This is a genomic window from Blastococcus carthaginiensis, from assembly GCF_030731085.1.
In the GTDB taxonomy this organism is placed as follows: Bacteria; Actinomycetota; Actinomycetes; order Mycobacteriales; family Geodermatophilaceae; genus Blastococcus; species Blastococcus carthaginiensis.
In genome coordinates, this window is the sequence record NZ_JASNFN010000010.1 from 31,999 (window position 1) to 45,333 (window position 13,335).

Annotated in this window: 15 protein-coding genes and 4 tRNA genes; 15 read left to right on the top strand and 4 right to left on the bottom strand. The window is 74.7% G+C overall.

Annotated features, from left to right (window positions below):
• Positions 1 to 25 precede the first annotated feature (25 nt).
• The 4 genes from QOZ88_RS09675 to QOZ88_RS09690 form a co-directional block, all read right to left on the bottom strand.
• Positions 26 to 100 (bottom strand) — tRNA-Val (locus QOZ88_RS09675).
• A 57-nt stretch (positions 101 to 157) separates the two neighbouring features.
• Positions 158 to 228, bottom strand: a tRNA-Cys gene (locus QOZ88_RS09680).
• A gap of 41 nt (positions 229 to 269) precedes the next feature.
• A tRNA-Gly gene (locus QOZ88_RS09685) sits at positions 270 to 342 on the bottom strand.
• A gap of 95 nt (positions 343 to 437) precedes the next feature.
• Positions 438 to 902: an SsgA family sporulation/cell division regulator gene (locus QOZ88_RS09690; RefSeq protein WP_305999572.1), complete on the bottom strand. Its 465-nt coding sequence runs from the start codon at positions 900 to 902 to the stop codon at positions 438 to 440.
• 127 nt (positions 903 to 1,029) lie between these two features.
• Between QOZ88_RS09690 and QOZ88_RS09695 the strand changes: the two genes are divergently transcribed.
• The 15 genes from QOZ88_RS09695 to QOZ88_RS09765 all read left to right on the top strand — a co-directional run bounded on the left by QOZ88_RS09695 (position 1,030) and on the right by QOZ88_RS09765 (position 13,321).
• Positions 1,030 to 1,680 (top strand): sigma-70 family RNA polymerase sigma factor, encoded by a 651-nt coding sequence (locus QOZ88_RS09695; protein WP_305999737.1) that lies wholly within the window; start codon positions 1,030 to 1,032, stop codon positions 1,678 to 1,680.
• Positions 1,677 to 2,471, top strand: coding sequence for an anti-sigma factor (locus tag QOZ88_RS09700; RefSeq protein ID WP_305999573.1), 795 nt, complete (start codon positions 1,677 to 1,679; stop codon positions 2,469 to 2,471). Before QOZ88_RS09695 ends, QOZ88_RS09700 begins: the two co-directional genes overlap by 4 nt.
• A gap of 26 nt (positions 2,472 to 2,497) precedes the next feature.
• The gene (locus tag QOZ88_RS09705) at positions 2,498 to 2,962 is read left to right on the top strand and encodes a TIGR02611 family protein (protein ID WP_305999574.1); all 465 of its coding nucleotides are present in this window, start codon (positions 2,498 to 2,500) and stop codon (positions 2,960 to 2,962) included.
• 26 nt (positions 2,963 to 2,988) lie between these two features.
• Positions 2,989 to 3,060, top strand: a tRNA-Val gene (locus tag QOZ88_RS09710).
• Between the two features lie 110 nt (positions 3,061 to 3,170).
• Positions 3,171 to 3,554, top strand: a complete 384-nt coding sequence (locus QOZ88_RS09715) for an HNH endonuclease (protein WP_305999575.1) — start codon at positions 3,171 to 3,173, stop codon at positions 3,552 to 3,554.
• Between the two features lie 10 nt (positions 3,555 to 3,564).
• Positions 3,565 to 4,110: an MOSC N-terminal beta barrel domain-containing protein gene (locus QOZ88_RS09720; RefSeq protein ID WP_305999576.1), complete on the top strand. Its 546-nt coding sequence runs from the start codon at positions 3,565 to 3,567 to the stop codon at positions 4,108 to 4,110.
• 11 nt (positions 4,111 to 4,121) lie between these two features.
• On the top strand, positions 4,122 to 5,240 hold the full coding sequence (locus tag QOZ88_RS09725) for a CapA family protein (protein WP_305999577.1): 1,119 nt from the start codon (positions 4,122 to 4,124) through the stop codon (positions 5,238 to 5,240).
• A gap of 77 nt (positions 5,241 to 5,317) precedes the next feature.
• Positions 5,318 to 7,348, top strand: coding sequence for a threonine--tRNA ligase (gene thrS / locus QOZ88_RS09730; protein WP_305999578.1), 2,031 nt, complete (start codon positions 5,318 to 5,320; stop codon positions 7,346 to 7,348).
• Positions 7,345 to 7,923: an HIT family protein gene (locus QOZ88_RS09735; RefSeq protein WP_305999579.1), complete on the top strand. Its 579-nt coding sequence runs from the start codon at positions 7,345 to 7,347 to the stop codon at positions 7,921 to 7,923. The genes thrS and QOZ88_RS09735 overlap by 4 nt, the downstream gene beginning before the upstream one ends.
• Positions 7,924 to 8,541: a phosphatidylinositol phosphate synthase gene (gene pgsA / locus QOZ88_RS09740; RefSeq protein ID WP_305999580.1), complete on the top strand. Its 618-nt coding sequence runs from the start codon at positions 7,924 to 7,926 to the stop codon at positions 8,539 to 8,541.
• Entirely contained in the window at positions 8,538 to 9,476 is a 939-nt protein-coding gene (locus tag QOZ88_RS09745; RefSeq protein ID WP_305999581.1) for a phosphatidylinositol mannoside acyltransferase, read from the top strand. Before pgsA ends, QOZ88_RS09745 begins: the two co-directional genes overlap by 4 nt.
• Positions 9,476 to 10,687: a glycosyltransferase family 4 protein gene (locus tag QOZ88_RS09750; protein ID WP_305999582.1), complete on the top strand. Its 1,212-nt coding sequence runs from the start codon at positions 9,476 to 9,478 to the stop codon at positions 10,685 to 10,687. The genes QOZ88_RS09745 and QOZ88_RS09750 overlap by 1 nt, the downstream gene beginning before the upstream one ends.
• 11 nt (positions 10,688 to 10,698) lie before the next feature.
• Entirely contained in the window at positions 10,699 to 11,268 is a 570-nt protein-coding gene (locus QOZ88_RS09755; protein ID WP_305999583.1) for a LemA family protein, read from the top strand.
• A gap of 50 nt (positions 11,269 to 11,318) precedes the next feature.
• Positions 11,319 to 12,227, top strand: coding sequence for a pyridoxal 5'-phosphate synthase lyase subunit PdxS (pdxS, locus tag QOZ88_RS09760; protein WP_305999584.1), 909 nt, complete (start codon positions 11,319 to 11,321; stop codon positions 12,225 to 12,227).
• Positions 12,224 to 13,321: a heparan-alpha-glucosaminide N-acetyltransferase domain-containing protein gene (locus QOZ88_RS09765; RefSeq protein WP_305999585.1), complete on the top strand. Its 1,098-nt coding sequence runs from the start codon at positions 12,224 to 12,226 to the stop codon at positions 13,319 to 13,321. The genes pdxS and QOZ88_RS09765 overlap by 4 nt, the downstream gene beginning before the upstream one ends.
• Positions 13,322 to 13,335: the final 14 nt, after the last annotated feature.

Consider the following 13,335-nt stretch of genomic DNA (forward strand, 5'->3'; position numbering starts at 1 on the left):
CCCGACCGGCGTCCTGGGGTTCGTCTGGTGGGCGATACTGGGTTCGAACCAGTGACCTCTTCCGTGTCAAGGAAGCGCGCTACCACTGCGCCAATCGCCCGATCCGGTCAGCTGACCGGCTCCCTCCTCCGCGCTCGTGCCCCGCGAGGAAGCGACGAGGTGGAGACGGGATTTGAACCCGTGTAGACGGCTTTGCAGGCCGTTGCCTCGCCTCTCGGCCACTCCACCGCACGCGGGCACCAGTCTCTCGACCGGTGCCCGAGGTTCCGAGCGGACGACGGGATTCGAACCCGCGACCCTCACCTTGGCAAGGTGATGCTCTACCAGCTGAGCCACGTCCGCGTTACGAGGAGAACTCTAGCGGACGTCCTGAGGGGGTGTGCAGGGGGGTCCCCCCGCCCCCTCCCAGGGGAGCTCTGCCGGAGCGTCCTCGCAGGTCAGCGCCCCGGCGAGTCGGGTCCGCCGTTGGACAGCAGGGCGTCGAGCTCCTGGTCCAGCTGCAGCAGCTCACCCTCCGAGCCGGGGGGCACCAGGGCCTCGGTGTGCCGCAGGAAGGCCGCGACCGTCGCGCGGGAGAGCTCGAAGAGCGCCTCGCCCGACGGGGCGCGCAGGTGCAGGTACAGCAGGTCGGCCGTCGCGCGAGCCGGCCAGATGCGGACGTCGCCGTCGCCCACCGGGTGCTCGAGCCCGGCCTGGAGCAGTTCCCGGCTCACCAGCCAAGCGATGCCCTCCTCGCCGCCGGCCCCGCCGTCCTGGTCGTCGGCGTCACCGAAGGCGATGCGCACGGCATAGGGGTCGGTGGGGTCGTAGCACAGCAGGGCCGGGACCTCGGTCCACGACCGCGGGCCGACCAGGTGAAGAGTGATGGGCGAGATGTGGCCGGGAGTCCATCGGCTCGTCATGACAGTTCCAACGACCGCGGTTGGCAGAAGTGACGTGCTTCGTGTCGTCGAGTCACTCCAGCATCATGCGTCACGGACGGGGGTTCTGAACCATCTGGACGCGTCCTTCCGAATGCCCCGTGTGACCATGGGAGCCGTGAGCCGACCGGTCCTCCGGCCGGAGGACGGCGTCGGCGACGTCGAGATCCTCCGGCGCATCCGTGCCGGGGACCGGACCGCCGTCGACGAGCTGTACGAGCGCTTCCGCCGGCCGGCCTTCGCGCTGGCCCGGCGGATCCTGGCCGACGACGGCCTGGCCGAGGACGTGCTGCAGGACGTGTTCCTCGGCGTCTGGCGCGATCCCGACGCCTACGACCGGGCGCGGGGGAGCTTCTCCTCCTGGCTGCTGGCCGTCGTGCACCACAAGGCGGTCGACGCCGTGCGCCGCGAGGAGTCCCAGCGCCGGCGGCAGAACCGGGCCGAGGACCAGGCGGTGCTCGAGGGCCCGGTGGCCGCCCGCGACGTCGAGGACGACGCCTGGTCCCGCGTGGTCTCCCAGCAGGTGCGCTCCGCGCTGGGTGAGCTCCCCGCGGCCCAGAAGGAGGCGCTGACGCTGGCGTACTACGGGGGCTACACGCAGCGGGAGGTGGCCGCGCTGACGGGGACGCCGCTCGGCACGGTGAAGACGAGGATGCTGGCCGGCATGCGCAGGCTGAGGTCGGAACTCGGTGGGCTGGGCGGCCCGCCGGGCGGCAGCGCGCTGGAGGGCGGCTCGCCGGTGGACGGGACGACGCGATGAGCGGCGAGCACGCGTACGACGAGCTCGCGGTCGGCTGGGCCCTGCACGCCCTCGAACCCGAGGACGACGCCCGCTTCGCGCGGCACCTGCCCACCTGCGAGCGCTGCGCCCGCACCGTGGCCGAGACGTCGGAGGTCATGGCGGCCATGGCGCACGACCTGCCGGCCGCCGAGCCGTCACCCCAGCTTCGGGACCGCCTCCGGGCCGCCGTCGAGGCCACCGAGCAGCTGCCGCCGCGGGCAGCCCCCGCGCCGCCGGCTCCCGCTCCCTCCCGCGAGGAGGCGCGTCCGGTGCCGCACCCGGCACCGGCGCGGCGGACGCTGCTGCCGCGCGCGCTGGTCGCTGCGGCGGTCGCCGCCGTCGTCGGGCTGGGCGTGTGGGTCGCCGCGCTCGACCGCGCCCGCGACGACCTGCGCTCCACCCTCGCCGCCCAGGAGCAGGCGGTGGCCGAGCTGCTGCGCCCGGGGCGGGCCACGATCGCACCGCTGACCGCCGATGAGCGGCAGGTGGCGACCGTGGTGGTCCGGGACGAGGCGGTCCAGGTGGTCACCGACGGGCTGGCGCGCAACGACACGTCGTCCTCGACCTACGTCCTGTGGGGGCTCGGCGCGGGCGACCCCGTGGCGCTCGGCGCGTTCGACGTCGAGCGTTCGCAGATCGAGGTCCGAGCCGTAGGCTCCGGGGAGACCGGTCTCGACGCCTTCCCCGGATACGGCATCAGCATCGAGCCCGGTCGGCAGGCTCCGTCGGCACCGACGGAGGTAGTCGCGACCGGGCAGGTGACCAGCTGAGCGCGCGAGAGACGACGTCGGCACCCGTGGCGGCAGGGCGCCAGCAGCCGGAGACCCCGGGCGAGCGGCGGGCGCGGTACGACGACGACGAGGTGCACAGCCTCCGTGAGCGGATCGCCGAGGCCCGCTGGCGCAGGGGGCTGGCGGCGCGCCGCGGCCTCAACCACGGCTACCGGGTAGGCGTCGGCATCGTCGGCAGCCTGGTCGTCGCCATGGGTCTGCTCACCATCCCGCTGCCCGGCCCGGGCTGGCTCACAGTGCTCGCCGGCCTGTTCATCCTCGCCACGGAGTTCACCTGGGCCGAGCGGACGCTGGAGTTCACCAAGCGCCACGTCACCCGCTGGACCGAGTGGGTCGGCGCCCAGCGGGTGTGGGTGCGGCTGCTCATCGGGCTGGCGACCGCCGCGTTCGTGTACGGCATCCTCGTCGTCTCGCTGCACCTCATGGGGGTGCCCGACTGGGTGCCGGGGTGGGTGCCGCTCTGGCGGTGAGCGTCTGGCACAATCGGATGCGCAACGGGCGATTGGCTCAGTGGTAGAGCGCTTCGTTCACACCGAAGAGGTCACTGGTTCGAACCCAGTATCGCCCACCGGCGCGCAGGGCCAGGGAAACCCGGAGACGGGGGAACCTGGCCCTCCGTCGTTCCCGCCCGTCCCGCCCTTGCGGCGCCGGCAGGCGGATCGCGGGACCATGGCCGTGATGACCGCCCAGCCCGACCGCGCGACCCGGCTCCAGCTGGTCCTGGACCGCGACGGGCCCACCTGCGTGTGGTGCGGGCGCACCTTCTCCCCGCTGGTCCGCCCCACGACCGAGCATGTCGTGCCCCGCGTCAAGGGCGGGCCCTCGTGGCTGGCGAACGAGGTGGCGGCGTGCCGGCGGTGCAACGGGGAGCGGGGGCACCGCAGCCCGGTCGAGTGGCTCGAGGAGTGCCGCCGGCGGGGGTGGCCGGCCGACGCGGAGCGGTTGGCGCGTGCCCTGGACGACCTCGCCGCGGCGATCGCCCGCACCGGTGGGCAGCGGCGGGCCCGCCCCTACCTGGACGCCCAGCTGCGCCGCCTGCGCCGGTCCCGCCCTGCGGCCTAGGGTCGGTGCCGTGACGACGAGCGGGCGCGTGGCGCGGATCTGGGTCTACCCCGTCAAGTCCCTCGGCGGCACGGCCCGCGAGCGGGTCCACCTGCACCCGGCGGGACCGGAGGGTGACCGCGCCTGGACGGTCGTCGACGCGGCGAGCGGGGAGGTCGTGCGCGGCAAGCACGCCCCCGGCCTGGCGGCGCTCACGCCGACCGGCGACCCGGGTGCCGACGCCGGAGCGGTCGCCGGCGCGCTGGGCCGGCCGGTGCGGATCGAGCCGGCGCCGGGCGGCTCCGCGGCCGATGCCGCGCCCGTGCACCTGGTCTCCCGGCAGGCGATCGACCGGGCCGCGGCGGGCGACGTCCCCGAGGGCTGCTCGGCCGAGGACCCGCGCGCCAACGTGCTGCTGGACCTGCCCGACGACGACGAGCGGACCTGGGTGGGCCGGGAGCTGCGCATCGGCACCGCGCGGCTGGCCGTCGTCCGGACGCCGAAACACTGCCTGGGCGTGTACGCCGAGGTGCGGCAGCCCGGCGAGATCGCCGTCGGCGACCCCGTCCTGCTCTAGCGTCGTCGACCGTGCGTCGCTGGTGGGCCGCGGGGGCGGCCGTGCTGCTGCTGACCGGCTGCGGGAGCGGGCCGGAGAGCCCAGGACCGGCGGGCGAGCCCGCCCCGGCGGCCACGGCCCCGGCTGCCGAGCCGCCCGCGGAGCCGGAGAGCTTCACGCTGGTGGCCACCGGTGACGTGCTGGTGCACCAGGGGCGGGCGCTGACCTCCGGGGCATCGCGGCCCGACGGTTCGTACGACTTCAGCGGGGTGTTCGCCCCGGTCTCCGGGATCATCGGCGGGGCCGACCTGGCGATCTGCCACCTGGAGACGCCGGTGGCGCCCGAGGGTGGTCCCTACCGCGGCTACCCGGGTTTCAGCGTCCAGCCCGAGATCGTCGACGCGCTCGCGGGCGCGGGGTACGACGTGTGCTCGACGGCGTCCAACCACTCGCTGGACGCCGGCTTCGACGGGCTCACCCGCACCGTCGACGCCCTGGAGGACGCCGGCATCGCGGTCACCGGCACGTACCGCAGCGAGGCGGAGAGCGCGCAGCCGACGGTCGTCGACGTGGACGGCGTGCGGGTCGGCCACGTCGCCGCGACGTTCAGCCTCAACGGGGTGCCGCTGCCGGCCGGGCGGGAGTGGTCGGTCGACCTCGTCGCCGTGCCCGACGTCACCGGGATGCTGGCGGGGGCGGCCCGGGCGCGGGCCGCCGGTGCCGAGGTCGTCGTCGCGAGCCTGCACTGCTGCCAGGAGTACGACCACGACCCGACGGCGGCCCAGGAGGCCGCGGCGCGCGCCCTGCTGGCCTCGCCCGACGTCGACCTCGTGCTGGGGCACCACGCGCACGTGGTGCAGCCCTTCGAGCGCATCGACGGCGAGTGGGTCGCCTACGGCCTGGGCAACCACGTCGCCGAGCACGCCACCCGGGGGTACGCGACCGAGGACTCGGTGGCCGCGCGGTTCACCTTCACCCGCGGGGCCGGCGGCCGGTTCACCGTCTCGGCGGCCGAGGCGGTGCCCCTGCGCATCGAGTTCGGCGCCGGCGTGCAGGTGGTGCCGGCCGACCCGGTGAGCTCCGCGCGGATCTTCGACGTCCTCGACCGGCGCGGCGCGGTGGCGGCCGGGCTGGAGGTCGTCCGGGACTGAGCCCGGCGCGCACTAGGCTCGGGGCCGCAGAACGGGCGTCGCGCGACGCCCGCCGCCTCGATCCCTGGAGCATGCTCGTGTCCACCCAGCCCTCGCCCACCGCCGTCGGACCGATCCGGGTGCCGGCCGGGACGACGGCGCAGGACGCGCTCAAGGCGGCCGGGATCCCGCTGAAGGGCGCCGACGGTGCGGTCGTCGTCCGCGAGGTGGCCACCGGTGACCTCAGGGACCTCGCCTGGGCGCCGGACGCCGACGCCGAGGTGGAGGCCGTGGCGGCGTCCAGCGCTGACGGCCGGGCGGTCATCCGCCACTCGGCCGCCCACGTGCTCGCCCAGGCGGTCCAGGAGCTGTTCCCGGGCACCCGGCTGGGCATCGGCCCGCCGGTCGAGAACGGCTTCTACTACGACTTCGACCCCGAGCGGCCCTTCACCCCCGAGGACCTCACCGCCCTCGAGAAGAAGATGACCGAGATCGTCCGGGCCGGGCAGCGGTTCACCCGCCGCGAGATCAGCGACGCCGACGCCCAGGCCGAGCTGGCGCACGAGCCCTACAAGCTGGAGCTGATCGGGCTCAAGGGCGGCGAGGCTGCGTCCTCGGATGATGGCGCCTCCGTCGAGGTCGGCGGCGCGCAGCTGACCATGTACGACAACCTCGACGCCCGCACCGGCGAGCGGGTCTGGACCGACCTGTGCCGCGGCCCGCACCTGCCGCGCACGAGCGGCATCCCGGCCTTCAGCCTCACCCGGTCGGCCGCCGCCTACTGGCGGGGCAGCGAGAAGAACCCCCAGCTCCAGCGCGTCTACGGCACCGCCTGGGAGAGCAAGGAGGCGCACAAGGCCTACCTGGAGCACCTGGCCGAGGCCGAGCGGCGCGACCACCGGCGGCTCGGCGCCGAGCTGGACCTGTTCAGCTTCCCCGACGAGATCGGCTCCGGCCTCCCCGTCTTCCACCCCAAGGGCGGGGTGATCAAGCGGGAGATGGAGGACTACGTCCGGCGCCGGCACCTGGAGGAGGGCTTCGACTACGTCGGTACCCCGCACATCAGCAAGAGCGGGCTGTTCGAGACCTCCGGTCACCTCCCGTACTACGAGGAGACCATGTTCCCGGGCATGGACCTGGACAACGCGAAGTACTACCTCAAGGCCATGAACTGCCCCATGCACAACCTGATCTTCCGGTCGCGCGGGCGGTCCTACCGCGAGCTGCCCCTGCGGCTGTTCGAGTTCGGGTCGGTCTACCGGTACGAGCAGTCCGGCGTGGTGCACGGCCTGACCCGGGTGCGCGGCTTCGCCCAGGACGACTCGCACAGCTACGTGACCCCCGAGCAGGCCCCGGGGGAGATCCGGCACCTGCTGCACTTCGTGCTCGGTCTGCTGCGCGACTTCGGCCTCGACGACTACTACCTGGAGCTCTCCACGCGCGACGACTCCGACAAGTTCATCGGGTCCGACGCGGAGTGGACGGTCGCCACGGCCGTCCTCGAGGAGGCGGCGAAGGAGACCGGCCTGGAACTGGTGCCGGATCCGGGCGGGGCGGCCTACTACGGGCCGAAGATCTCCGTCCAGGCCCGGGACGCCATCGGCCGCACCTGGCAGATGTCGACCATCCAGTACGACTTCAACCAGCCGGCCCGGTTCGGCCTGGAGTACACGACCGGCGACGGCTCCCGGCAGCAGCCGGTGATGATCCACTCGGCCAAGTTCGGGTCGATCGAGCGGTTCTTCGGCGTGCTCACCGAGCACTACGCCGGCGCGTTCCCGGCCTGGCTGGCCCCGGTGCAGGTGGTCGGCATCCCGGTCACCGACGAGCAGGTGCCCTACCTGACCGACGTCGCCCTGAAGCTGCGCGCCCGCGGCATCCGCGTGGAGATCGACGACTCCGACGACCGGATGCAGAAGAAGATCCGGACGGCGAGCAAGCAGAAGATCCCGTTCGTCCTCATCGTCGGCGCCACCGACGCCGAGGCCGGCGCGGTCTCCTTCCGGTTCCGCGACGGCAGCCAGGACAACGGCGTGGCGGTGGACGCCGCCGTCGAGCGGATCGCCGGCTGGATCGCGGCCCGCAGCAACGCCGACCCGACGGCGGAGACCGGGGCGGTCCCCGGATGAGCGAGGACAACGCCCCTTACCGGGTGCCGGTCTCCTCCGACGACGGCGGCCCGGCGACGGTGTTCGAGCACCTGTGGACGCCCTACCGGATGGCCTACATCAGGGGCGAGGGCAAGCCCACCGGGGCGCACGACTGCCCGTTCTGCGTGATCCCCACGCTCGGCGACGAGGAGGGGCTGGTGGTGGCGCGCGGCTCGTCGGTGTTCGCCGTGCTCAACCTCTACCCGTACAACGCCGGCCACCTGATGCTCGTGCCCTACCGGCACGTGCCCGACTACACCGACCTCACGCCCGAGGAGGTCGCCGAGCTCGGCGCCTTCACCCAGACGGCGATGCGGGTGGTGCGCGCGGTGACCGGGGCCCACGGGTTCAACATCGGCATGAACCAGGGGGCCGTGGCCGGGGCGGGCATCGCCGACCACCTGCACCAGCACGCCGTGCCGCGCTGGGGCGGGGACACCAACTTCATGCCGGTGGTCGGGCTCACCCGCGTGCTCCCGCAGGTGCTGGGGGAGACCCGGGCACTGCTCGCCGGTGCGTGGGCCGACCACGCCGTCCCGGTACCGGAGGCCTGAGTGCTCGGCGTCAACGCCCGGCCCGTGGTGGCCAAGGTGGTCAACCCGCTGGCGGTCCGGCTGGCCCGCGTGGGAGTCACCCCCGACGTGGTGACCATCACCGGCACGGTCGGCGCGATCGCCGGGGCCGCCGGGCTCATCGCCACCGGGCACCTCTTCTGGGGCGCGTTCACCGTCACGGTGTTCGTCCTGCTGGACATGCTCGACGGCGCGCTCGCCCGCCTGCGCGGCGGCGGCTCGGTGTTCGGTGCGGTGCTGGACTCCACCGGCGACCGCGCGGCCGACGCCGCCATCTTCGGTGCACTGGTCTGGTGGTTCTCCGGCAGCGGCGACAACCGGCTGCTGGTGCTGCTCGCCCTGCTCTGCCTCGTGCTCGGCGTGCTCACCTCCTACATCAAGGCGCGGGCCGAGGGCATGGGCCTGACGTGCGACGTCGGGGTCGTCGAGCGGACCGAGCGGCTGATCCTCGTGCTGACCGGCACCGGGTTCACCGGGCTGGGCATCCCGTACGCCGTGCACGTGGCGCTCTGGGTGCTGCTGGCCGGCAGCGCGGTGACCGTGGCCCAGCGCGTCCTGGCGGTGAAGCGCGCCGCCGACGGCCGGCGGATCGCGTCGTGAGCGGTGCCCGGGAGCGGCTCGCCGGCCGGCTGTCCGACGCCGGGTACGCGGCCGGCTGGCGGGCGGTGCGCACGCTGCCGGAGCCGGCCGCGCGGGCGCTGTTCGACCGGGCGGGGGAGTGGGCCGCCGGCCGTGACGGAAGAGGCGTGCGCCAGTTGCGGGCCAACCTGCGCGTGGTCACCGGCGGGCGGCTGACCGAACCGGATCTCGCCGAGCTCACCCGCCGCGCGATGCGCTCCTACGCCCGCTACTGGCAGGAGGCCTTCCGGCTGCCGACGCTGACCGCGGAACGGATCCGCCGCGACAGCGACGTCCCCGGGATCGAGCACATCGCCCGCGCGCGCGCCGAGGGGCGCGGGGTGGTCGTGGCCCTGCCGCACAGCGGCAACTGGGACGCCGCCGGCGCCTGGTTCACCGGCTGGCTGGACGGGCCGTTCATGACCGTCGCCGAGCGGCTGCACCCCGAGTCGCTCTACCGCCGCTTCCTCGACTACCGCGAGTCGCTGGGCTTCCGGGTGGTGCCGCTCACCGGCGGGGAGCGCCCCAGCTCGGAGGTGCTGCGCGGGTGGCTCGCCGACGGCGGCGTCGCCTGCCTGCTGGTCGACCGCAACCTCGGGGCCGGCGGGGTCCCGGTGACGTTCTTCGGTCGGGCGGCCACCATGCCGGGCGGCGCGGCGCTGCTCGCCGAGCGCACGGGCGCGGCGCTGATCCCGGCCGTCTGCCAGTTCGCCGGAGGCGGGTGGCGGATGTGCGTGCACCCGGAGGTTCCGGTGCGCGGCCCCGGCCGGCTGGCCGACCGGGTGGGGACGGCGATGCAGCAGGTCGCCGACGTCTTCGCCGCCGGCATCGCCGAGCGCCCCGAGGACTGGCACGTGCTCGGCCGGATCTGGCCCGATGTCCCGCCCGACCCGCCCCGCTCGGAGGCGGCGGCCTGATGCGCATCGGCCTGGTCTGCCCCTACCGGTGGGACGTCCCCGGCGGCGTCCAGTACCACGTGCGCGACCTCGCCGGGACGCTGCGCGACATGGGCCACCACGTCGAGGTGCTGACCCCCGCGCAGCACGAGGAGTCGGTCACCGATCCCTCCCTCACCTTCGCCGGGCGCACCGTCCCGGTCCCGTACAACGGCTCGATGGCCGGCCTGCAGTTCGGGCCGGTGTCGGCCGCGCGGGTGCGCCGCTGGCTGCGCGAGGGCCGCTTCGACGTCGTCCACGTGCACGAGCCGTCGTCGCCGTCGGTGTCCCTGCTGGTGTGCATGATCGCCCGGGGGCCGATCGTGGCGACGTTCCACACGGCCACCACCCGGTCGAAGGTGCTGGCCGTCCTCGGGCCGATGGTCCGTCCCTGGCTGGAGCGCATCGCCGGGCGGATCGCCGTCTCGGACTTCGCCCGCCGGGTGCAGGTGGAGCATCTGGGCGGGGACGCGGTGATCATCCCCAACGGCGTGCACGTCGGGTTCTTCGCCCAAGGGCCCACGCTGACCGGGCGTCCGCGCGGCGACGGCCCGCCGACGGTCGGCTTCGTGGGGCGCTTCGACGAGCCGCGCAAGGGCCTGCCGGTGCTGCTCCAGGCCATGCGCACCGTCGTCCGGGCGCACCCGGACGCACGCCTGCTCATCGCCGGCCGCGGTGACGCCGACCAGCTGTGGTCGATGGTCGGCACCGACCTCCGGCCCCACGTGACGCTGCTGGGTGAGGTGTCGGAGGCGGACAAGGCGGCGCTGCTGCGCAGCGTCGACGTCTACTGCGCGCCCAACCTGCTCGGCGAGTCCTTCGGCGTGATCCTGATCGAGGCGATGGCCGCCGGGGCGCCGGTCGTCGCCAGCGACCTGGACGCCTTCGTCCGGGTGCTCGACGACGGCGCGGCAGGCGTGGTGGTGCGCCGGGACGACCCCGCGGCCCTCGGGCGGGCGCTGTCGGACCTGCTCGCCGACCCCGGCCGGCGCGCCGAGCTGGCCGCGCGCGGATCCCGGGCGGCCGCGACGTACGACTGGCAGCTGCTCGCCCGTCGCATCCTCGCCGTCTACGAGACCGTGCTCCCGCCCGGCGGCGGCGTGGTGACCGCCTCGCCCGAGCACGAGTTCCCCGGGGTGCCGCTGACGGGCACCGCGGCCGGACGTCCCCGCATCCGGCGCCCGCGCCGCTAGCCTCGGGGACCGTGACGCCCGAGGCCTGGTTGCTGCTCGCCGCCGGAGTGCTCCTGCTCCTGGTGGTCTGGACCGGGTGGACGCTCACCCGGCTGCGCCGGCTGGCCGCACGCGTGGACCGGGCCTGGGCCGCGCTGGACGCCCAGCTGCAGCGCCGTGCCGGCCTGGCCGAGGAGCTGGCCCGGCACCACCCCGCCGCGCTCGGCGACGACGTCCGCTCCCGGCTGGCCAGCGGTGCCGCCGGGGCGCGGGCCGCCCGGGACACGGGGGACCGGGAGCTGGCGGAGAACGCGCTGGGCCACGAGCTGCGGGAGCTGCCGCCGGACCTGCCCGGCGTCCCGGCCGCGCTGCGCACCGAGCTGGCGGGCACGCAGACGCGGGTCACCCTGGCCCGCCGCTTCTACAACGACGCCGTCCGCGACACCCGGGAGCTCCGCGGCCGTCGCGCCTCCCGCTGGGCGGGGCTGCACCGCAGGCGCCCGCTGCCCCGCTACTTCGACATCGACGACCGGCTGGGCGACGACGACCGGCTGGGCGACGTGGGGGCGGGTGCCGACGTCGCCGGCCGCCTCGCGTCCTGACGGCCGTAAGGTTGCTCGCAACTCAGCTGGGCTAGCGAAGGCGGACAACAGTGGCAGGGCACCTCGACCGGACGGACGACGGGACCGGGACCGAGCGCGTGAAGCGCGGCATGGCCGAGCAGCTCAAGGGCGGCGTCATCATGGACGTCGTCACCCCGGAGCAGGCCAGGATCGCCGAGGACGCCGGCGCGGTCGCCGTCATGGCGCTGGAGCGGGTGCCGGCCGACATCCGCGCCCAGGGCGGGATCGCGCGGATGAGCGACCCCGACATGGTGCAGGGGATCATCGACGCGGTCTCCGTCCCGGTGATGGCCAAGGCCCGCATCGGGCACTTCGTCGAGGCGCAGGTGCTCCAGTCCCTGGGCGTCGACTACATCGACGAGTCCGAGGTGCTCACGCCCGCGGACGAGGCGCACCACATCGACAAGCACGCGTTCACCGTGCCCTTCGTCTGCGGCGCCACCGACCTCGGCGAGGCGCTGCGGCGCATCTCCGAGGGGGCGGCGATGATCCGCTCCAAGGGTGAGGCGGGCACCGGCAACGTCGTCGAGGCGACCCGCCACATGCGGGCCCTGCGCGCCGGCATCCGCCGGCTGGCGAACCTGGACGAGACCGAGCTCTTCGTCGCGGCCAAGGAGCTGCGGGCCCCGCACGACATGGTCGCCGAGGTGGCGCGGCTGGGGAAGCTCCCCGTGGTGCTCTTCACCGCCGGCGGCATCGCCACCCCCGCCGACGCCGCGATGATGATGCAGCTCGGCGCCGAGGGCGTGTTCGTCGGCTCGGGCATCTTCAAGTCGGGCGACCCGGCGCAGCGCGCGGCCGCCATCGTGCAGGCCACCACCTTCCACGACGACCCCGACGTCATCGCCAAGGTCTCGCGCGGGCTGGGGGAGCCGATGGTGGGGATCAACGTCGCGACGCTCCCGGAGAGCGAGCGGTACGCCACCCGCGGCTGGTGAACGTGGACGTCCGGCGACGCATCGGCGGGCTGGACGTCGCGCGCGGGCTCGCCGTGCTCGGCATGTTCGCCGCCCACCTGCGCGTGGGCGGCGAGCTGCACCCGGACCCGCGGACGTGGACCGCGGTGGTCGACGGCCGCTCGTCGATCCTGTTCGCCACCCTGGCCGGCATCTCGGTGGCGCTCCTCTCCGGACGCGACCGGCCGCCCGAGGGGTCGGAGCTCGGCCGGGTGCGGGTGCGGATCGTCGTCCGCGCGTTGTGGGTCTTCGCCTTCGGGCTGGTCCTGGAGGCGCTGGGCACCTTCGTCGCGGTCATCCTGGGCGTGTACGGGGTGCTGTTCCTGCTCGTGCTGCCGTTCCTGCGGTGGCCGGTGCGCCGGCTGCTCGTGACCGCGGGCGTCGTCGCCGTCGTCGTCCCGCCGCTGCTCGTGATCGCCGGCCAGGCGCTCACCACGGCGGGGTCGGCGCAGGGGCTGCTCGCCTCGCTGCTGGTCACCGGCTACTACCCGGCGCTGCTCTGGATCGCCTTCGTGCTGGTGGGCCTCGCGGTAGGCCGGCTGGACCTGGCCTCCGGTGCGGTGCGTCTGCGGCTGGCCGCGGCGGGGGCGGCGGCCGCGGTCCTCGGCTACGGCGGGGGCTGGGTGAGCACGGAGCTCCTGACCGGCGGCATGCCCTCCGCGGGCCCGGAGACCGGCTTCGCCGTCCCGGGGATCTTCGACGTCGACTGGCTGACCGGCGCCGAGGCGCACAGCGGGACCACCTTCGAGGTCCTCGGCTCGACCGGGTTCGCCGTCCTCGTCGTGGTCGGCTGCCTGGTGCTCACCGAGCGGCTGCCGCGGCTGACCGCCCCGGTGGCCGCCGTGGGAGCGCTGGCGCTCACCGTCTACGCCACCCACCTCGTGGCCATCCGGGTGCTGATGGAGGTCATGCCCGGCCGGGTGCAGGGCCCCGTCCTGTGGGTGTGGTTCGCCGCCGCCGCGCTGGCCGGTGCGTGGGGGTGGCGGCGCACCGTCGGCCGCGGGCCGCTGGAGTCGCTGCTCACCTGGACGTCGAGCCGCGCGGCCGGGCTCACCCCGTCGGCGCCGGCGATCTGAGCCACGCCGTAGCG

What these genes read in the sequence shown, in the direction of transcription:
- QOZ88_RS09700 (WP_305999573.1), top strand. Translation starts at nt 1,677, where the DNA reads ATGAGCGGCGAGCACGCGTACGACGAGCTCGCGGTCGGCTGGGCCCTG.
- QOZ88_RS09715 (WP_305999575.1), top strand. Translation starts at nt 3,171, where the DNA reads ATGACCGCCCAGCCCGACCGCGCGACCCGGCTCCAGCTGGTCCTGGAC.
- QOZ88_RS09690 (WP_305999572.1), bottom strand. Translation starts at nt 902, where the DNA reads ATGACGAGCCGATGGACTCCCGGCCACATCTCGCCCATCACTCTTCAC.
- QOZ88_RS09750 (WP_305999582.1), top strand. Translation starts at nt 9,476, where the DNA reads ATGCGCATCGGCCTGGTCTGCCCCTACCGGTGGGACGTCCCCGGCGGC.
- QOZ88_RS09695 (WP_305999737.1), top strand. Translation starts at nt 1,030, where the DNA reads ATGGGAGCCGTGAGCCGACCGGTCCTCCGGCCGGAGGACGGCGTCGGC.
- QOZ88_RS09735 (WP_305999579.1), top strand. Translation starts at nt 7,345, where the DNA reads ATGAGCGAGGACAACGCCCCTTACCGGGTGCCGGTCTCCTCCGACGAC.